General features: G+C 53.6%; 18 protein-coding genes and 1 rRNA gene. 8 read left to right on the forward strand and 11 right to left on the reverse strand.

Features of this window, described 5'->3' with window-relative positions:
* Positions 1 to 60 precede the first annotated feature (60 nt).
* The gene (gene ispB / locus G462_RS0114010) at positions 61 to 1,032 is read right to left on the reverse strand and encodes an octaprenyl diphosphate synthase (protein ID WP_026959551.1); all 972 of its coding nucleotides are present in this window, start codon (positions 1,030 to 1,032) and stop codon (positions 61 to 63) included.
* A gap of 253 nt (positions 1,033 to 1,285) precedes the next feature.
* Between ispB and rplU the strand changes: the two genes are divergently transcribed.
* The 6 genes from rplU (at position 1,286) to folA (ending at position 4,974) form a co-directional block, all read left to right on the forward strand.
* On the forward strand, positions 1,286 to 1,597 hold the full coding sequence (rplU, locus tag G462_RS0114015; RefSeq protein ID WP_026959552.1) for a 50S ribosomal protein L21: 312 nt from the start codon (positions 1,286 to 1,288) through the stop codon (positions 1,595 to 1,597).
* Positions 1,598 to 1,614: 17 nt separating this feature from the next.
* Positions 1,615 to 1,872 (forward strand): 50S ribosomal protein L27, encoded by a 258-nt coding sequence (gene rpmA / locus G462_RS0114020; RefSeq protein ID WP_026959553.1) that lies wholly within the window; start codon positions 1,615 to 1,617, stop codon positions 1,870 to 1,872.
* 94 nt (positions 1,873 to 1,966) lie between these two features.
* Positions 1,967 to 3,136: an Obg family GTPase CgtA gene (gene cgtA / locus G462_RS0114025; protein ID WP_026959554.1), complete on the forward strand. Its 1,170-nt coding sequence runs from the start codon at positions 1,967 to 1,969 to the stop codon at positions 3,134 to 3,136.
* Positions 3,137 to 3,207: 71 nt separating this feature from the next.
* The gene (locus G462_RS0114030) at positions 3,208 to 4,014 is read left to right on the forward strand and encodes a threonine/serine exporter family protein (RefSeq protein WP_051326756.1); all 807 of its coding nucleotides are present in this window, start codon (positions 3,208 to 3,210) and stop codon (positions 4,012 to 4,014) included.
* The gene (locus tag G462_RS0114035) at positions 4,014 to 4,478 is read left to right on the forward strand and encodes a threonine/serine exporter family protein (RefSeq protein WP_026959556.1); all 465 of its coding nucleotides are present in this window, start codon (positions 4,014 to 4,016) and stop codon (positions 4,476 to 4,478) included. The genes G462_RS0114030 and G462_RS0114035 overlap by 1 nt, the downstream gene beginning before the upstream one ends.
* A gap of 10 nt (positions 4,479 to 4,488) precedes the next feature.
* Positions 4,489 to 4,974, forward strand: coding sequence for a type 3 dihydrofolate reductase (gene folA / locus G462_RS0114040; protein WP_026959557.1), 486 nt, complete (start codon positions 4,489 to 4,491; stop codon positions 4,972 to 4,974).
* Here the strand turns inward: folA and G462_RS0114045 are convergent.
* The 6 genes from G462_RS0114045 to lptD are packed head-to-tail and all read right to left on the reverse strand — an operon-like array spanning position 4,971 to position 11,572.
* Positions 4,971 to 5,798: a symmetrical bis(5'-nucleosyl)-tetraphosphatase gene (locus G462_RS0114045; protein ID WP_026959558.1), complete on the reverse strand. Its 828-nt coding sequence runs from the start codon at positions 5,796 to 5,798 to the stop codon at positions 4,971 to 4,973. The two genes, folA and G462_RS0114045, sit on opposite strands and share 4 nt — an antisense overlap.
* A 3-nt stretch (positions 5,799 to 5,801) precedes the next feature.
* Positions 5,802 to 6,185 (reverse strand): Co2+/Mg2+ efflux protein ApaG, encoded by a 384-nt coding sequence (apaG, locus tag G462_RS0114050; RefSeq protein WP_026959559.1) that lies wholly within the window; start codon positions 6,183 to 6,185, stop codon positions 5,802 to 5,804.
* Positions 6,178 to 6,993, reverse strand: coding sequence for a 16S rRNA (adenine(1518)-N(6)/adenine(1519)-N(6))-dimethyltransferase RsmA (gene rsmA / locus G462_RS0114055; RefSeq protein WP_026959560.1), 816 nt, complete (start codon positions 6,991 to 6,993; stop codon positions 6,178 to 6,180). Before rsmA ends, apaG begins: the two co-directional genes overlap by 8 nt.
* Positions 6,986 to 7,972, reverse strand: coding sequence for a 4-hydroxythreonine-4-phosphate dehydrogenase PdxA (gene pdxA / locus G462_RS0114060; protein WP_026959561.1), 987 nt, complete (start codon positions 7,970 to 7,972; stop codon positions 6,986 to 6,988). Before pdxA ends, rsmA begins: the two co-directional genes overlap by 8 nt.
* A 2-nt stretch (positions 7,973 to 7,974) precedes the next feature.
* The gene (locus tag G462_RS0114065) at positions 7,975 to 9,255 is read right to left on the reverse strand and encodes a peptidylprolyl isomerase (protein ID WP_026959562.1); all 1,281 of its coding nucleotides are present in this window, start codon (positions 9,253 to 9,255) and stop codon (positions 7,975 to 7,977) included.
* Positions 9,256 to 9,298: 43 nt separating this feature from the next.
* A complete protein-coding gene (lptD, locus tag G462_RS22870) occupies positions 9,299 to 11,572 on the reverse strand; it encodes an LPS assembly protein LptD (protein ID WP_084405076.1) in 2,274 nt (757 codons plus the stop codon).
* Between the two features lie 226 nt (positions 11,573 to 11,798).
* Between lptD and djlA the strand changes: the two genes are divergently transcribed.
* Positions 11,799 to 12,611 (forward strand): co-chaperone DjlA, encoded by an 813-nt coding sequence (gene djlA / locus G462_RS0114075; protein ID WP_026959563.1) that lies wholly within the window; start codon positions 11,799 to 11,801, stop codon positions 12,609 to 12,611.
* Positions 12,612 to 12,652: 41 nt separating this feature from the next.
* Here the strand turns inward: djlA and G462_RS0114080 are convergent, their stop codons facing one another.
* The 4 genes from G462_RS0114080 to rapA all read right to left on the reverse strand — a co-directional run bounded on the left by G462_RS0114080 (position 12,653) and on the right by rapA (position 18,183).
* A complete protein-coding gene (locus tag G462_RS0114080; RefSeq protein ID WP_026959564.1) occupies positions 12,653 to 13,609 on the reverse strand; it encodes a D-2-hydroxyacid dehydrogenase in 957 nt (318 codons plus the stop codon).
* A gap of 40 nt (positions 13,610 to 13,649) precedes the next feature.
* Positions 13,650 to 14,471, reverse strand: a complete 822-nt coding sequence (locus G462_RS0114085; protein WP_157378626.1) for a DUF3530 family protein — start codon at positions 14,469 to 14,471, stop codon at positions 13,650 to 13,652.
* A gap of 74 nt (positions 14,472 to 14,545) precedes the next feature.
* Complete coding sequence (locus G462_RS0114090) at positions 14,546 to 15,202, reverse strand: pseudouridine synthase (RefSeq protein ID WP_026959566.1); 657 nt, start codon at positions 15,200 to 15,202, stop codon at positions 14,546 to 14,548.
* A gap of 77 nt (positions 15,203 to 15,279) precedes the next feature.
* A complete protein-coding gene (gene rapA, locus G462_RS0114095; protein ID WP_026959567.1) occupies positions 15,280 to 18,183 on the reverse strand; it encodes an RNA polymerase-associated protein RapA in 2,904 nt (967 codons plus the stop codon).
* A gap of 525 nt (positions 18,184 to 18,708) precedes the next feature.
* Between rapA and G462_RS0114100 the strand changes: the two genes are divergently transcribed.
* Positions 18,709 to 18,919, forward strand: a 16S ribosomal RNA gene (locus G462_RS0114100); the annotation flags it as partial.

Here is an 18,919-nt window from a genome sequence, read left to right on the forward strand (position 1 = left end):
AAAAAGGCTGCCTTGGGCAGCCTTTTTTATTGGTGTGCGCTGATTCTCTAGCGTTCGACGCTAAGCTTGTCGGTCAGCGGCAATATATGCCAGTGAGATCAACGCTTGCTTGGCCTCGCTCTCTGGCAGCACCGCTAGCGACTCCACCGCCTTGAGGGCTTCTTGATAGGCGCGCTCGCGGCAATAATCTAGCGCCTTGGTCTGCTCAAGGATTGTCAGGATGGCGTCGAGTTGGTCGCGGCCGTCCCCCTGCTCAATGGCGTTGCGGATCAGCTGCGCTTGCTCAGGCTCTGCTCTATCCATGGCATAGATAAGCGGCAGAGTTGGCTTACCTTCGGCCAAGTCATCGCCTTGCTGTTTGCCCATCTCTGCTTGGTCAGCAGTGTAATCAAGGATGTCATCCATCAGCTGGAAGGCAGTGCCGAGGTAACGACCATAGTCCGCCATTGCCTGCTCAATGGCGGGATCTTTTTCAGCGAGTACAGCAGCTAGGCGAGTAGCCGCTTCGAAAAGCTTGGCGGTTTTGCAGTAGATAACGTCGAAATAGCGCGCTTCAGTGGTATCGGGATCGTTACAGTTGATTAACTGCATCACCTCACCCTCGGCAATCACGTTGGTGGCGTCTGCCAGGATATCCATCACTTTTAAGTTACGCAGCTGGGTCATCAGCTGGAACGAGCGCGAGTAGAGGAAGTCACCCACCAGTACGCTAGCTGCATTACCGAAGCGGGCATTGGCGGTGTCTTTGCCGCGACGCAGCGCCGATTCATCGACCACATCATCGTGTAGCAGTGTGGAGGTGTGGATAAACTCGATGATGGCGGCCAGCTTGATGTGGTGATCGCTGCTGACTTGCATGGCTTGGGCTGCCAATACGGTAAGTAGCGGACGGATCCTTTTGCCACCACTGTTAACGATGTAGACCGCAATCTGGTTGATCAATGCAACATCTGAAGACAGCTCTTGGTAGATGAGCTCGTTCACTGCCGTCATATCGGCGTCAGAAAGTTGCTTAATGGTGTCCATTTTCATAGTTTTTTATTAGGCTACCGGGAGCTGTTAATGCAATGAAGTGTAGTGCTTTTCGTAGTGTTTTACGCGGCGCTATCTTACCTTAAAACCAGCGCCTGCACAGCTCGCGAGCGGTAAAATCGAGGGCCTTGGATGAAAATTAAACTTTTTTCATTTTGCCCTTGCCTGAAGTGATCTTTTTACGTAGAATTCGCGGCCATTGTTTAGAATTAAAAGCGTCCAAATTTAGTGGGCGCGATAGCGGAGTTTGAAAATGTACGCGGTTATCCAAAGCGGTGGCAAACAGCACCGTGTTGCCGAAGGTCAAACCGTTCGCCTAGAGAAACTTGAAGTTGAAACTGGCGAAACCGTTGAGTTTGACAACGTGCTACTTGTTGCCAATGGCGACGACGTAAAAGTAGGCGCACCTTATGTTGATGGTTCTAAAGTAACTGCAGAAGTAGTTGCTCATGGTCGTGGCGATAAAGTTAAGATCGTTAAGTTCCGTCGTCGTAAGCATTCACGCAAACAGCAGGGCCACCGTCAGTGGTACACTGAAGTTCGCATTACTGGCATCAACGCTTAATTTAGGGGAATACACTCATGGCACACAAAAAGGCTGGTGGTAGTACTCGTAACGGTCGCGATTCCGAAAGTAAACGCCTTGGTGTTAAGCGCTTCGGTGGCGAATCTGTTCTAGCGGGTAGCATTATTGTTCGTCAACGTGGTACTAAGTTCCACGCTGGCTCAAACGTAGGCATTGGTAAAGACCACACTCTTTTCGCCACTGCAGACGGTAAAGTAAAATTCGAAGTTAAAGGTCCTAAGAACCGTAAATACGTAAGCATCGACGCTGAGTAATTACTTCGAACTTTACTGAAAGCCCCGCTATAAGCGGGGTTTTTTTGTTTCTATACTGGATAGTCTAAGCCGGTTAGTAAGCGGAATCCTGAACATGAAATTTGTAGATGAAGCGGTCATTAAAGTAGACGCGGGTGATGGCGGTAACGGCGTCATTAGCTTTCGCCGCGAAAAGTACGTACCACGCGGTGGACCCGATGGCGGTGATGGTGGCGATGGCGGTAGCGTATACCTGGTCGCCGACGAGAACCTCAATACCTTGATCGACTACCGTTTTACCCGTTTTTACGCTGCTGAGCGTGGCGAGAACGGTCAAGGTGGTAACTGTACCGGTAAGCGTGGTAAAGACATCGAGTTGTCAGTGCCAGTGGGCACCCGTGCCCGTGACGAAGATACCGGTGAGATCCTAGGTGATCTTACCCAGCACAAGCAGCGCCTGTTGGTGGCCAAAGGTGGCTATCATGGCCTGGGCAATACGCGCTTTAAGAGCAGTACTAACCGTGCGCCGCGCAAAAAGACCAACGGTACCCCGGGTGAGGTGCGCAACCTCAAGCTAGAGCTGCTGCTGTTGGCCGATGTTGGCCTGCTCGGTCTGCCTAACGCCGGTAAGTCGACCTTTATTCGCAGCGTATCGGCGGCCAAGCCGAAGGTGGCTGATTATCCGTTTACCACCTTGATCCCGAATCTGGGTGTGGTTCGCCAAGGCTCTAACCGTGGCTTTGTAATCGCCGATATTCCTGGCTTGATCGAAGGCGCTGCCGACGGTGCGGGTCTGGGTGTGCGCTTCCTCAAACACCTTGAGCGTTGTCGCCTGCTGTTACACATTGTGGATGTGTTACCTGCCGATGGCAGCGATCCGGCAGAGAATGCGGTGACCATCCTCAATGAGCTTGAGCAATACAGCGAAGCCTTGGCGGGCAAGCCGCGCTGGTTAGTATTCAACAAGCTGGATCTGGTGCTCGAAGAAGAAGCCGATGAGATCATCCAATCGGTGGTTGACGCGCTGGAGTGGGACGGCGATATCCATCGGATTACCGCACTAACCCAAGAAGGCACCACTGACCTGTGTAAGCAGGCTGGTGATTACTTGGATAGCTTGCCTGAAGTACAGCATGAGCTGACTGAGGAAGAGAAAGTCAGCTTCCAGTGGGATGATTACCATAAGAGTAAGATCGAACAAGCTGCCATCGAAGACGATGATGATTGGGATGACGACGACTTTGATGATGATGACTATGATGTAGAAGTCGTCTATCAGCGTTAGAATAAGGGGCCGCATATCGCGGCCCTTTTTGTTTCGAGCATATTTTGCTCGAGTAGTACAACGGAGAACACATGGACGTCTCAGCCCTCTCGGCTCCCACTGAACCGAGCCTGTCTCGCGATCTGCAAAACCAGTTGTGCCGCTTAGTCGCGCGGGTTGCACAAACCCTGATGCAACATGGCGCAGAAACCAAGCTAATCGAAGAAACCTCTATTCGCCTTGGCACCTGTCTAGGTCTGGAGCAAGTGGACATGGCGATTACCGCCAATGCGATAGTGATTACCGGACGCGTCTCTGGGCGCTGCGTTACCACCACCCGTCGAGTCTATGACCGTGGCTTAAATATGCAGATGGTTTGCGAGGTGCAGCGGCTAACCATCCTGGCCGAGAAGCACCTGTTAGACGCCGCTCAGGTGGAGCAGCGCCTGAATAACCTAGTACCCCTCAAATACCCGCGCTGGCTTATTGTGGTGATGGTAGGGCTCTCCTGTGCAAGCTTTGCTGCCCAGTTTGGTGGCTCACTGCTGGTCTGCTTGAATACCTTTGTGGCAAGTAGCTGTGCGATGGCGTTTCGCCAAAGCATGGGTAAACGACACCATAGCCCGATGGTGAACTTTTGCCTCACAGCCTTTGTCGCCACCATGATTGCCGGGGTGGCGACCACCTTCCACTTAGGGCGCCATCCAGAGATTGCTCAAGCGGCTTCGGTGCTGCTGCTGATACCTGGTTTTCCGCTAATTAATGCCGTGTCGGATTTGGTTAAAGGGCACATCAATATGGGCATCGCGCGTTGGTTCTTTGCCTCCTTGCTGACGCTCTCTGCAGCGGTTGGCGTGAGCTTTGCCATGTGGCTGGGTCATCTGTGGGGGCTATGGTAATGACGTTACTGATGCTGTTTATCAAGCAAGCGATACTGGCGGCGATACCGGCCGTTGGCTTTGCCATGCTGTTCCACGTACCAGCCAAGTACCTCAAGTTCTGCGCGATTCTGGGCGCCTTTGGCTATGTGTGCCGCAGTGCACTGCTGCAGTTGCATATGCCCATAGAGTGGGCCAGTTTAGTTGCCGCAATGCTGATCGGCCTGATAGCGGTGTACTGGTCACGTAAGCACCTAATCCCAAGACCGGTGATGACGGTGGCAGCCGTGATCCCCATGGTACCGGGGAGCTTTGCCTTTAAAACCATCCTGAGCCTGCTGGCGCTCTACAACCACGGCTTCGATACCCAGTTGTTGGCCGAGGTGTTGGAGAATGGCCTAAAAACCTTGTTTATTTTGGGCGCACTAAGCTTTGGCTTAGCGGTGCCATCGATTATCATCTACCGCAATCGACCGATAGTATGAGTAGTAAGTTTTGAAGATTTCCATGATTGCCGCGATGGCAGACCAGCGAGTGATTGGCAAAGACAACCAAATGCCTTGGCATATGCCCGCCGACCTACAGCATTTTAAGAAGGTGACGCTAGGCAAGCCGGTGGTGATGGGACGACTGACTTATGAGTCCATCGGCCGTCCGTTGCCGGGACGTTTGAACATCGTTGTTAGCCGTAACAGTGAGCTGAGCATCGAGGGCGTGACCGTGGTGAACTCATTTGAGCAGGCCAAAGCGGTGGCGGGGGATGTGGATGAGCTGATGGTGATCGGTGGCGCCAAGATTTATCAGCAATGCCTGCCCACGGCCGACCGCCTATACCTCACCCATATCGACCTCTGCGTAGAGGGTGATGCCCATTTCCCTGATTACCAGCAATATGCATGGAATGAGCTAGAGAGCGAATCGCATCCGGCAGACGAGAAGAACGCCCACGCCTACCGTTTCGTGACCTTAGAGCGTGTTTAGCCGCGAGCACCTTCCACACTTTGCTGGGTGAATATCTTTCCGTCCTCCCAGCGCAGCATACTCAAGTAGTTGCCCCACACGCAGCCAGTGTCGAGGGCAATCGCTTGCTGGCAATTGGTCTTGCCCATCAAGGCCGCCCAATGACCGAAAATCACGCTGCGCTTGCGTAGTGCTGGGTTATCTAAGGTAAACCAAGGCTGCAATGGCGTACCCTCGACCGAATCAGGCGCCAGCTTGCTGTCAAAGTCCAGCCGGCCATCGGTATAGCAATAACGCATCCGCGTAAAGGCATTGATGATAAAGCGTAGGCGCTTGTAGCCGCTTAGCTGCTCATCCCAGCTATCGGGCTGGTTGCCATACATCTTTTGCAGCAATGTGCGATAGTCGTCGCCTCGCAGTTGCTCAGAGACCTCGTTACTGAGTTTTACCGCCTGCTTGGCACTCCAGCCCGGGTAAAGTCCGGCGTGGCTGACCAGGATCGGGTAGTCGGGATGTTTGATGGCCAGTGGCTGCTGGCGCAGCCAATCACACAGTTCAGCCAAGTCCTGCGCATCGAGCAAAGGGGCGAGCCGGTCAGACGGCTTTGCCTGATGGATCCCATGAACCACCGCCAGCAGGTGTAGGTCATGATTACCCAAAACCACACGTGCGGCCGCACCCAAGCCTTTGATAAAGCGCAGGGTCTCTAGCGATTTAGGTCCACGCGCCACCAGATCGCCGGTGAACCACAACAGATCTTTGCTTGGATCGAACGCGGCTTGCTGGAGCAGCAGCTGCAACTCATCGAAGCAGCCTTGGATGTCGCCAAGAAAATAGTTGGCCATGGCTTAGTGAAGTTTGTTGGGGAGGCTCAAGCGAAAGGCCGGGATCTCGGCTTCCACTTCCTGGCCTTCGTCATCTTCAAGAAAGTAGCGCCCCTGCATTACGCCCACCTCGGTGCTGAGCATGGCGCTGCTGGTGTAGGTAAAGGGTTTGCCTGGCTCGAGGGTGGGCTGTTTGCCAACCACACCATCGCCTTTGACCTCTTGCACTTCGCCGTTGCCATCGGTGATCAGCCAGTGGCGGCGGCGCAGGGTGAGTGCGCAGCTGCTGAAGTTGGTGATGGTGATGGTGTAGTAAAACGCAAACTGCTCCTGATCGGTACTGGAGTGCTCGGGCATAAAGCCGGTCTCTACTTCAATATCCAATTGGTAGTCAGCGTCTTCAGTCATTGGCGGCGCCTTGTTTGTCGCAAGCCAGATTAGCCAGCTGGCAGTATTGCTCAAGGGTGAGGTTCTCTGCGCGCAGCTTAAGGTCGAAGCCTTGGGCTTCTAGCTCGTCAGCGCTGAAGATATTGGACAGCGAATTGCGGATGGTCTTGCGGCGTTGGTTGAAGGCCTCTTTACACACCCAATCCAGTGCCTTGAGATCCTTCAGGTCATGCAATGGAGCTTCATAGGGCTCCAAGCGCACCACGGCAGAGTCTACCTTTGGTGGCGGTGCAAAGGCCTCTGGTGGCACTTCCAGCACTGGCAGCACCTTACATTGCACCTGAGTCATAACCGACAAGCGGCCGTAGGCCTTGCTGTTCGGCCCTGCGGCCATACGCAGTACCACTTCTTTTTGCAGCATAAAGTGCATATCACTGATCTGCTTGGCATAGCTCAGCAGGTGGAAGATCAGTGGGGTAGAGATGTTATACGGCAGGTTGCCAAATACCCGTAGCTTGCCGCCTTCGGCCAGCTGGCGAAAGTCAAACTTTAGCGCATCGATCTCGTGGACCGTGAGCTTGCTGGCAAGAGTAGGGTGCTCGCGCAGGCGCTGGGCCAAATCACGGTCCAGCTCCACCACATTCAGGTGGCCAGCGCCATTAGCCACCGGCTCGGTGAGTGCACCGAGGCCTGGGCCGATCTCAACCAGCTTATCTTTTGGTTGCGGGTAGATGGCCGCCACGATCTGGTCGATGATGGCGTCGTTGTTTAGAAAGTTTTGGCCAAAGCGTTTACGTGCGCGGTGACCTTGGTGTACCTGTTTATTCATGTTTACTCGCTGCCATGGATATGGCCTGATTTAGCGCGGTGAGCATGCTACCGCTGTCGGCCTCTCCCTTACCTGCCAGATCGAGCGCGGTGCCATGATCTACCGAGGTGCGGATAAAGGGTAAGCCTAGAGTGATATTGACGGCCTTGCCAAATCCTTTGTATTTCAGTACAGGTAAGCCTTGGTCGTGATACATGGCGAGTACTGCATCGGCGTCATTGAGATATTTTTCCTGGAACAAGGTATCTGCGGGAAGCGGGCCAACTAAGTCGAGGCCCTGCTCGCGCAGGATGTCCAGAGCGGGGATGATGATGTCGAGCTCTTCGCGGCCCAAGTGACCATCTTCTCCGGCATGGGGGTTTAGGCCACACACATAGATGCGCGGCTGTTTGATGCCAAACTTGTTTTTCAGGTCATCGTTGAGGATGGTGATCAGCTTGTGTAATCGCTCCTCGGTGATGGCCTTCGACACGTAAGCCAGCGGCAGGTGGGTGGTCGCCAGTGCAACTCGCAGCCCCTCAGTGGCAAGCATCATCACCACATCGCTGGTGCCCGACTGATGGGCGAAAAACTCGGTGTGGCCGCTAAAGCTGACACCGGCTTTGTTGATGATCCCTTTGTGCACCGGACCGGTGACAATCGCTTGAAAGCTCTCCTGCATGTTGCCATCGATGGCCGCTTTAAGCGTATTCAGCACATAGTGACCGTTACGCTCGTCTAGCTTACCGGGTACTGCTGGTACCGCGCTGGCGATGGGCATAACCGTTAGGGTGCCGGCCGCTTGCGCTTTGGCGGGCTGATCGGGTTGGTAGGGCAGCAGGCTAACACTCAAACCGAGTAGGTCAGCGCGCTCACGCAGAATGCGCGGGTCTGCAATGGCAACCAACTCAACGGGCCAATCCTGCTGAACGATTTGCAGCACCAAGTCCGGGCCGATACCCGAAGGCTCTCCCGGAGTAATGGCAATACGCATAACCATGCTTACCCCTCGCTCTCTAAGATTTCGATGTAGGCATCTTCTTTGAGCTCTTCCAGCCAGTTACGGCTTTCATCGGCAAACTTACGGTTAAACAGCATCTGTTGAGCACGGTTGCGGCTGGCTTCGTTGGTGGTATCGGTGGTGCGTTTCTCAGTAACCTGCAGAATGTGCCAACCAAAGGCGGTTTTGAAGGGCATGCTGATCTCACCTTCGGTTTGCTCGATAGCCGCTTTTTGGAACTCCGGTACGTAAGCGCGCGGATCAGACCAACCCAGTTCACCACCGCGAACCGCTGAGCCAGGGTCTTCCGAGAACTGGCGAGCCAGGTCGGCAAAAGACGCTTCGCCGTTTAGGACCTGTTCGCGCAGGTTGGTGAGCAGCTCGACCGCTTTGGCATCGCTGAGAATAATAGAAGGCTTCACCAGAATATGGCGGGCATTTACTTCCAGCGTCTCAACGCGTTGCTGCCCTTCAATATCTAGAACCTTGATAAGGTGGGCGCCGTTGCTTGAGGCAAATGGGCCGATAAGCTCACCGGGAGCTGGGTCCTTTAACGCATTCGAGAACAGTGTTGGCATCTCGTTTTCCGCCATCCAGCCCCAGTCGCCGCCTTCCAGCGCTTTCGGGCCGCGTGAGTAGGTCGCTGCCAGGGTATTAAAGTCTTCACCTTGCTCAAGGCGATCTGCAATCTCTGCAGCCAATGCCATGTCGGCTTCTTCGCTGCCCTGATCGCGCACCATAATATGGGCAATGTGGTAGCGTACCCCTTGGTTGCCCTCGGCTTGCATCATCTCAACCAAGGCATCGACTTCTTGTTCGCTGACATTAATACGGCGGCGAACTTGGCTACGGCTAATTTCACCGATAACGATCTCGTTGCGTACCTCTTCGCGGAACTGCGCATAGCTCTGGCCGGCTTCGGCAAGCTCTTCGGTCAGCTCTTGGCGGGTTTTTTCTTCACTGGCCAAGATATTATCGATGGTGTTCTCAAGCTGGGTGTCGCTGACCTGAAAACCCATTCGTTTCGCCAGCTGTAGCTGCAGGCTCTCTTCGATAAGGCGGTTCAGCACCTCTTCGCGCAGTTCTTGCTCTGGGGGAAGCTCTTGCTCGGCGCGGGCGGCATTAAAGCGCACTTGCCCGAGCATTTGCTCCAGCTGGTTGGCGGTAATGACGTCTTCACTGACGATGGCTACCACCTTATCCAGGAGTACTTCTTGTGCGCTAGCCGACAGGCTCGCAAGGGCGGCAACAAATGCGGCGGCAATGATGGAAAATCTCTTCATTATCTATCCGTGTACTGTCATGGTTTAATGGACGTCATCAAACCTAGTTATTCAAATAAAACGGTCGGCCATATTTAAAGGTGCCGCCGTCTAACATCTTCTGTTGGCTGCTGGTATCGCTGCCACCCAGGCCTCGAATCTCGAAGTCTAAACGCAGCGAGCTATCGAACTTACCAAAGGTATCGCGCTCCGAGCCTTCAACAAAGTTGGACTTCAGGTTGCGACGATAGGTAAGGCGGATCCCCCAACAGCAGGCGTCGTATTGCACGCCAAAGTAGTTCTCGATACTACGATTCAGTTCGGTGTCGTAGTAGTAACTGGCTACGGCACTGATGTTGTCGCGGATCGGCCAAGCGACCTTCGAGCCAATCTGATTCACATCGCTGATCATGGTTTCATCTGCCAGCGAGTAGCGGTAGTTTAACTGAATCAACTTGCGTAGCTCAGGCCGCCATTCGACGGCGGCATTGGCTTTGCGTACCTCTTGGTCGCGAGTGTCCACTTGTAGGCCAAGGTGCACATACCAATCGTCAGCAAAATGGCCATCGCCCTCGAACGCCAGCGCAGAACTCGAGTTCTCGTTAACGTCGCTGTCGCGCAACAGGGTGACGCGGCTTGGGTCGAAGTAAAATATCTGACCAATACTCAGGCGCAAAGTTTCGACATTGTTCGGGCTAAGAAAGCGCGAACTGACCCCCACGGTTAACTGGTTGGCATCGCCAATGCGGTCCAGACCACTGAAACGCTGGTCTCTAAATAGGCCCCAGTAGTCCTGCTGCAGGTAATCGGTGTCGTACAGGCCGATCTCTTCTTGGTTCCGGTAAGGAATATACAAGTACTTGACCCGCGGCTCTAAGGTTTGGGTATAGCCCTTGTAAACCAGCAGGCTTTCGCGCTCGAAGTTAAGGCCGGCGTCTACGCTTAAGCGGGGCATAGTACGCGAGAATGAACCGTTTCGGTAATCTTCCTGCTGACCAATCCCGCCGTCCTGATTGTAGTAGGTCATCAGCATTGCCATGTTGGCATTGAGATAGCCAGCGGGCACTGAATAGGGCAGGTTGATGCTCGGTTCCATATGGTAGCGTTGAGCGCTATGGAACTGGCTGTCACCGTGCGTAAAGTTGGACAATTCAGCGCTCAGTCCGACGCTCATTTGCTGCCAGCGAAGATCCCAGTCACCGTCGAAACTTAGTTGAGGCAGAATAGTGTGTGGGTCTTCTTCGTTACCGAGCACCTGAAAATCTTGCACCCGCAAGCGGCTGTACCAGTTGTAAGTATGGTAGGCCACGGTACCTTGTTGCAATAAGCGGTTTTCGCTCTCTTTGCCAATACGATCGCCAAGGTCGTTAAAGTAGTTGTCATCGCTGATGCGGCTGTAGTCGCTGCTGACCCGCCAATGACGTTGCCAGCGCCCTTGGTGGCTCCAGTTGAATAGATAACGCTTGCCATCGTAAACCCTATCGTTGGCCAAAAAGTCGAAGTTCAGCTCACCTTCATGGTCATCGACCAAGTAGCGGAACTCGTTTTGTAGCTGCAGGCCGCGGCGCGTCATCAGGCGCGGTGTGATGGTGGCATCGTAATTAGGGGCGATGTTCCAGTAGTAGGGCGTCTCGATGTCGATACCATTGCTGGTCGAGGTAGAGATGGACGGGAACAGAAAACCACTGTGCCGTTGATTGCCAATGGGGTAGCTGAAGTAAGGCAGGTACATTACCGGCACATCGAACAGTCGCACTGTGGCATTGCGGGTGGTCGCCCACTCATTCTCAGTATCAATGTCGATGCTCTCGGCGCGCACCTCCCAGCTCTTATCGCCGGGTGGACAGGCGGTGTAGCTGGCACGTTCGAGCGATAACTGACGGTCGGCATCGATCATGAGGTTATGTGCCTCGCCACGCCCTTGCTGGCCATGCAGCTGATACTGAGCTGACTTCAAGGTCGCTTGATCGCTGACCATATCGGCTTCCAGCGAGTCACTGTCGACAGTTATCTGGCCGTCTTGATAACGGATCTCTCCGGATGCAGTCAATGTTTGCTTTTGCTGATCGATTAGGGTTTCGTTCGCATTTAAGCTTCTGTCGCCTTGGGCAAACTCTACGTCGCCACTGAAGCGGGCGTGGTCGCCTTCCTTTGCTGATAACTCGTCAGAAGAGATGGTGTAGGGAGTATTTAAATCAACCGCTTCCATGTCTTTTGCTGCGGGAATGTGGGCGTGGCAGCTAGATACGTTGAGAGGAGTTTCTGCCAAACTCTGCGCGCTATAGCTGGCCAGTGACAAACCAAGCATTGCAGAGAGCCGTCTGGATAGGCTGGACATAGAGTCGTCGAGTTTCCCTGATAGAATTCTTGTTCAGTCGGTAAAGCCTTACTTCGGCTTGAGCTTTAGCGACACCGCAGTTAAAGTGAGCCGGTTATGATACTGGATTTACCCAGTTGCGGCTATTGCCACTAAAGAGAAAAATCTAGGTTTTTGCAAGGCTTTTTGAAGCCAGCCTGTGGTTTTAGGCCCTATCCAACATTTCTGTTTTTATCATGAGGTGGCAATGCGCGTCGGTGGCAAGCTATTCGGCTTAGTACTGGGTTTTATGTTCGGAAACGTGTTCGGTGCACTACTCGGGCTGTGGCTGGGGCACCGCTTTGACAAGGGCATGAGCGCTCTGGGTAGTGGTTTTGTCAACAACGCCGCCGCACAAGAAAAGTTCCTTTACACCAGCTTTGCCGTGATGGGCCATATCGCCAAATCCAAGGGCGTGGTCACTCAGCAAGAGATCCAAGTGGCCAGTTTGCTGATGCAACAGCTTGGTCTGCGTGGCGAAGCGCGTGAACGAGCCCAGCAGGCTTTTCGTGACGGCAAAGCCAGCGATTTTCCCCTTGAGCAGCATCTGCGTGAGTTTACCGAAGCGGTAGGCCGGCGTCGCGACCTGCTGCAGATGTTTTTGGAGATCCAGCTACAAGGGGCCTTCGCCGATGGTGTGATTGACCCGAACGAGCTGCGTATTCTTGAGAAGGTTGCCAGTGCGCTGGGCTTTTCTCAGGCCGAGCTGAAGATGATGATCCGCCGCTGGGAGGCGGAGGTGAACTTCCATCGTCAGCGCCATCAGCAGCAAGGTGGTCGCCATCACACTCAGGTTGATCCTGCTGCCCAGCTCAAAGAGGCCTATCAGATCCTCGGAGTCGCCGAGTCGGATAACGATCAACAGGTTAAACGCGCCTATCGCAAACTGATGTCGCAACATCACCCTGACAAGTTGGTAGCCAAAGGTCTGCCCGCCGAGATGATGGAACTGGCCAAGCAAAAAGCGCAAGATATCCAACAGGCCTACGAGCTGGTGAAGCAGCAGCGGGGCATGCGCTAGCCCCTACCGTTCTTTTTAACCGAAAGTGTTCGCCGGAAGTGTTAGCCGGGGAGCACTTCGTTGTTAAGGCCGCCGGCGATAAAGGCTTCGACATTCTCAACCAACTGATCCGCTAAGGCCTGCATGTTCTCGGTGGCAGCCCAAGCCACGTGTGGAGTGGCGATAAAGTTATCGAGTGTAACCAACTGCATCACCGGGTCATCCGCCTTGGGCGGCTCATTAGCAAACACATCGCTGGCCGCGCCTGCAATCTGTTTATTGCGCAAGGCTGTCAGTAGCGCCTGTTCGTCAACAATGCCTCCTCGGGCAGTGTTAATTAGCATGGCGCTGGGTTTCATCATATCTAGCTCAGCCGCGCCAATCATCCCTAGAGTCTGTGGGGTTAACGGGCAGTGCAGGCTTACTATATCTGCCTGATTCAGCGCCTGTTTGAATTCGACCCGTCCTTCTCTTGCTGGCGCGTTTGGTCGTTCACTGACAATAACGTGCAGGCCGTTGGCTTTGGCCAAGCTCGCCACATGTTGTCCGAGGTTGCCGTAGCCAACCAGTGCTAGGGTTTTCCCTCGGACGTTTTCAATCGGGTAGTCGAAGTAGCAAAACTGCTGAGCAGCTTGCCAGCGCCCGTTCGCGATGGATTGATGATAGGGCCTGATGGAGCGCTGCAGCGCGTAGATAAGCGCCATCACATGTTCGGCGATAGTCTGGGCGGCGTAGTCGCGAATATTGCAGACCTTGATGCCCAGCGCTTGTGCGGCGGCAAGGTCCACATTATTGGTGCCGGTGGCAGCCACCGCGATAAGCTTCAGCTTGGGCAGTTGCTTTAACAGGGCAGCCGTTAGCTGAACCTTGTTCACCACGGCGATATCGCAATCGCTTAAGCGTTCTAGTACTTGTTCTGGCAACGTGCTGTTGTAGTTTTGCCAGTGATGCTCGCCGCTTAGTGGGCGGAGTTGGATATGTGGCGCCAAGGTTTGGCGGTCCAAAAAAACGATCTTCATGCTGATGCTTGTGCCGTGCGGGTATTGCAGGTATTGAAGCTTATTGCCAGCCCAAATGCGAGAGCCAGCCGTAAATCAGTTGCGATGTTTCGTATTGTTCAACGCCGTGCAGTGGGGCAATCAAGCGGGTTTGGCGATAGTTGATCTTCTGCCGTTTGTAATTGGCGATGCGCCGAAGCTCAGCACTCTGCTCGCTCCACGGGTGATAACCTGAAGTGACGATATCAAGTACTGGAATAGTCAGCAGGCTGGATTTCTCAGCCAGTTGCTGAGCTTGCTCGCGCCCCTCGGCGTAGGCATCAAGGAGCACTAAGCCGTCGGGCAGGGCTTGCGAATGCTGTGAGTAGTAATCGACCAACCACGAGGCGGTCATGCCTTGGGCAATCACTAGCTCAAAACCAAAGGCTTGCTCGCGAGACTCGAATGCCTGCTCGCTGCGCTGTGTCAGTTGGTCAAACAGGGCGGTTAAGGGCTCTTCTTCGTCGATAGTGAACGCCGGGCCGGGCAGGGAAGGCAGCTGCATCGCTACGCTCTCCCAGCCAAGTGCCGGTAAGCGCTCGCGTAGCTGCTTAATCACCTGTGATGAGCTAGGGCCTTCCCCCCAGTCGGGATAGAGCCAGGCGGTGCCGTGCTTAAAAGGGGTTTGCTCGCTATGCCAAACGCTTAGAAATGGCGTGTCTTCGATACCGAGTATCCGCACTTCGCCGCTGTCGGCATAGCGTTGATAGTCATCCAGTAGGTTGGGGTTGGCTAAGGCTGATGGGCTGAGCAAGGCACTTAGCACTGCGCTAAGGCCCATAGCAATCAAGCTGATGTATCGAGCAGAGGAAGTATTCACCGACGCCGCAACTAAACCAATCATGTACTTATTATCGCCCTGGTAGGCCAAGGCTTTAATAAAAAGGGCTGAATTGATCAGTTTAGTGGCTGCGGTGCTTAAAACGGGGCCGAACTGGAGAACTGCACCCAATCTTCAGTGACTGGATGATAAAAACCTAACTCTGTGGCGTGCAGGTGCAAGCGCTGGCCATACTCCAGTGCAGCGCCTTCGGCGTATAAGCCATCGCCTACAATGACGCAACCCAGCTGCTGCATGTGCACGCGCAATTGATGAGAGCGGCCTGTGACCGGCTTTAGTTCCATCAGCGAGGTTTGCGGGCGTGCTTCCAGTAAGCGGTAATGGGTGAGCGCGCTTTTTCCTTGCTCAAAGTCGACGATTTGCTTGGGGCGGTTTGGCCAGTCACAGCGCAGCGGTAGCTCGACCTTACCCTGCTCTTCAGTGGGAGCTCCCCACACTTCTGCCAGATAGGTCTTTTGGGTTTGGCGCTGCTGAAATTGTCGTCCTAACGAGCTTTGAGCTCTGCGGGTGATGGCCATCAGGATCAGCCCTGAGGTTGCCATATCTAAGCGATGTACCACGGTTAAGCTCGGCCATACCCGCTGGGCGCGTGACCACAAGCTATCGCGGTGTTCCAAAAGTCGCCCCGGCACAGACAGCAGGCCAGCAGCTTTATCGAACACAATGATGTCGTCATCTTGGTGAACAATGGAGAAATAGGGCTCCATCGGTGGGGCATAGACAAAATCTGACATTTTCTAACAAGCTTTCCAAAAAACGAGGGCTGCCAAACAGCAGCCCTTTATCTGATTAGTTAACTAAAGCAGCTCACTTAGTTGTGAGACACGAGGATAACACGAAGCGAGTCCAACTTGACCTGAGCCTTGGCCAAGTGGGCTAGGCCGCCTTCGCGCTGCTCGCGCAAGCCGTCTAGCTCGTCTTGACGGATAGTTGGGTTAATCGCGCGCAGTGCCTCCAAGCGATCAATTTCTTGGTTTAGCTCCGATTTCAGGCACTGCTCGCCCTCGCTAATTAGCTGCTCGCTTTGCGCCGCTGCCGTCGAGGTCGCTTTCGCGATCAGTGGGTGTACGATGGTCTGCGAAGCGCCCACCAGTTTTGCCGCAAGGTGGCGGTTTACCGGAGATAGCTGCGCATTGAACTGATCGAACGACACCTTGTCGCTCAGCTCATTGCCATTTTTATCCAACAGTACACGGATCGGCGTAGCGGGTAGGTAGCGTTCAAGCTGGTAGTGACTCGGCGCGCTAGCCTCTGCAACAAAGATGGCCTCAACGAACACGCTACCCACTTCTAGCGCACGGTTTTTCAATAGTGCGACCGAGGTGGTGCCGTGATCCGAGCTGATGATGGTATCGATACACGCTGCAATGAGAGGGTGCTCCCAGCTCATAAACTGCAGGTCGTCACGGCTTAATGCGGTGTCGCGGTCGTAGGTGATACTGATGCCGTCTTCCGGTAGCCCGGGCAGGCTTGGTACCAGCATACGTTCGTGGGGCTTGAGGATAAGCGCATTCTCGCCCTTGTCCTCTTGATTAATCCCTACGGTATCGAACAGTTTCAGGCTAAAGGTCACGAAGCGATGATCGCCATCGGTTTCAGCCAGTTGCTCAGCCAGTTCTTGGCCGCGTGTGCCGCCACCAGAGTTGATCTCGAGTAGGCGGTCGCGTCCGGTATCTAGCTTTTGCTTCAGCTCGAGGTGGCGCTCGTTAGTGTCCTTAATTAGCGATTCCAGCTCCTCGCCTTCGTCGTTGCCTAGCACGCCCAGCAAACGTTCTTGGAACTCACCAAACAGCTGGTTACCGGTGGCACAGGTTTGCTCGAAGGCATTCATGCCCTCGTGATACCAACGCAGCAGTTGCTCTTGTGGCGTTTGTTGCAAGTAAGGTACGTGGATCTGGATATCGTTCTGCTGACCGATGCGGTCAAGGCGACCAATCCGCTGCTCTAGTAGGTCTGGGTTCGTCGGTAGATCGAATAACACCAGGTGTTGAGCGAACTGGAAGTTGCGACCCTCAGAGCCGATCTCCGAGCAGATTAACAGTTGAGCACCAGCATCTTCTTGGGCAAAGTAGGCTGCGGCCTTGTCTCGCTCTAGAATCGACATATGTTCGTTAAATACGGTGGCGCGGATGCCTTCACGCAGTCGCACTATCTCTTCAATCGCATTCGCTGTGTCGGCCTTGGCGCAGATCAGCAGTACCTTGTGGTTTTTGTGCGCCTGCAAAAAGCCGATTAGCCACTCGATACGCGGGTCGTGGTTACCCCAACTGATATCGTTCTGTCCGTCCCCGGCAAACTGCTGGTACAGCTCTTCCGGGAACAGCAGCGCTTGCGGGCTGGATTGGCCCATCATCTTATTTACCCGCAGCGCAGTTTGGTATTGCTCTGGCAGGCTCATCGGGTAGGCGTTTAGGTGACGTTGCGGGAAGCCTTGAATCGCACTTCGGGTATTACGAAATAGCACTCGGCCGGTACCGTGGCGGTCAACTAGGTGGCGCAATAATTCTTCACGTGCATCTTGCTGCTGCTCATAGCTACTGGCGTTGTCGTTAATTAGTGCTAGCTGGGGCTCAATATCGTTTTCTGACAGTAGCTCAGTAAGCAGGTTTGCGTGTTCAGTGCTGAGCGCCTGTTCGTTGAGCAGAGCTTGAGCGGCTTCGGCGACTGGCTGGTAGTTCTTCTCTTCTTCCAAGAAGGCTTGGTAGTCATAGAAGCGATCTGGGTCGAGCAAACGTAAACGGGCAAAGTGGCTTTGGTGGCCTAGCTGGTCTGGGGTGGCGGTAAGTAGCAGTACCCCAGCGGTTTGTTGAGCCAGTGCTTCGATAACCTGATACTCACGACTTGGCTTATCTTCGTCCCACTGTAGGTGATGGGCTTCATCGACGACTAATAAATCCCAGTCTGAATCGACGATCTGCTCGAAGCGTCTTTTGCTCTTGCGGATAAAGTTCAGACTGCACAGTACTAGTTGCTCGGTATCAAAGGGATTGTCTGATTCTGAATAAGCCTCAATACAGCGCTCTTCATCGAAGATACTAAAATGCAGGTTAAAGCGGCGCAGCATCTCGATGAGCCATTGGTACTGCAGGGCGTCGGGCACCACAATTAGTACTCGCTTGGCTAAACCAAGGCTAAGTTGTTGGTGGATGATCATCCCGGCTTCAATGGTTTTACCCAAGCCCACTTCATCGGAGAGTAGTACCCGCGGAGCGATACGTTGGCCCACTTCGTTAGCTATATATAGCTGATGGGGAATCAAGCTAACTCGGCCTCCCAGCATGCCGCGCAGCTTTGACTGTTGATAGCCGAGACGCTGCTCCAGGGTATTAAGGCGGGTAACAAAGCTGTCGAAGCGATCGACTTGACCGGCGAATAGTCGGTCTTGCGGTTTGTTGAACTTAAGGAAGTGGTTAAGGAACAGCTCTTTTAAGGCAACCTCTTCTTCTGTATCAACACGCTTGCCATGGTAGGTAATCAGGCCTTCATGCTCTTCCACCGAGCTGACGACCATCTTCCAGTCTTCGCTACTTGCTATCTCATCGCCAACGTTAAACATCACCCGGGTAACCGGCGCCTCATCGGCGGCATAATAACGGTTCTCATCAGCAGCGGGGAAAAACAGGGTTACCATTCTTCCTTCTACTGCGACTACAGCACCCAAGCCCAACTCGGACTCGGCATCACTGATCCAACGCTGACCAACAGAAAATGACATTCAGCTAAGACTCCACAGACAAAAAAGGGCGGCTATGTTATCCCAATCCCTATGTAAGTAAAGCGCCCCGGGCGGCCGAACGGGGTCTAGGGCAAGTGAACAAGACTAAAACTATAGTGGCCATTTGTAGCTTGCGCGAATGCTCAAAAACGCCCTTTGGTGGATCTTTGAGCAAACGAAAAAAAGATCCGAAAAAAGGCTTGCGCTCACAAATGCGATCCCTATAATGCACCTCCGCTGACAGGGCAAAGCGCTTCGCTAAGCCAAGTGAGTTAAGAGGCTGAATTAGATAGCTTCTTAGGTTTGAAAAGTTTCTCAAAAAGACGCTTGACAATCCAAATCGGAAGCGTATTATACGCATCCTGCTTCGGCAACGAAGCTGCTCTTAACGAGCAATGTTCTTTAACAAGTTATCAAGCAATCTGTGTGGGCACTCACGAGATGTGAAGCGACAAAAAAATTCGCTTCAAATTATCCTGAGTGAACACAACGTTAATTCAGTGATTTATTTGAGCAAACAACTTTTATTTGAAGAGTTTGATCATGGCTCAGATTGAACGCTGGCGGCAGGCTTAACACATGCAAGTCGAGCGGAAACGACACTAACAATCCTTCGGGTGCGTTATTGGGCGTCGAGCGGCGGACGGGTGAGTAATGCTTGGGAATATGCCTTTACGTGGGGGACAACAGTTGGAAACGACTGCTAATACCGCATAATGTCTTCGGACCAAAGGAG

It is taken from the genome of Aliagarivorans taiwanensis DSM 22990 (assembly GCF_000429505.1).
Lineage (GTDB): Bacteria > Pseudomonadota > Gammaproteobacteria > Enterobacterales > Celerinatantimonadaceae > Aliagarivorans > Aliagarivorans taiwanensis.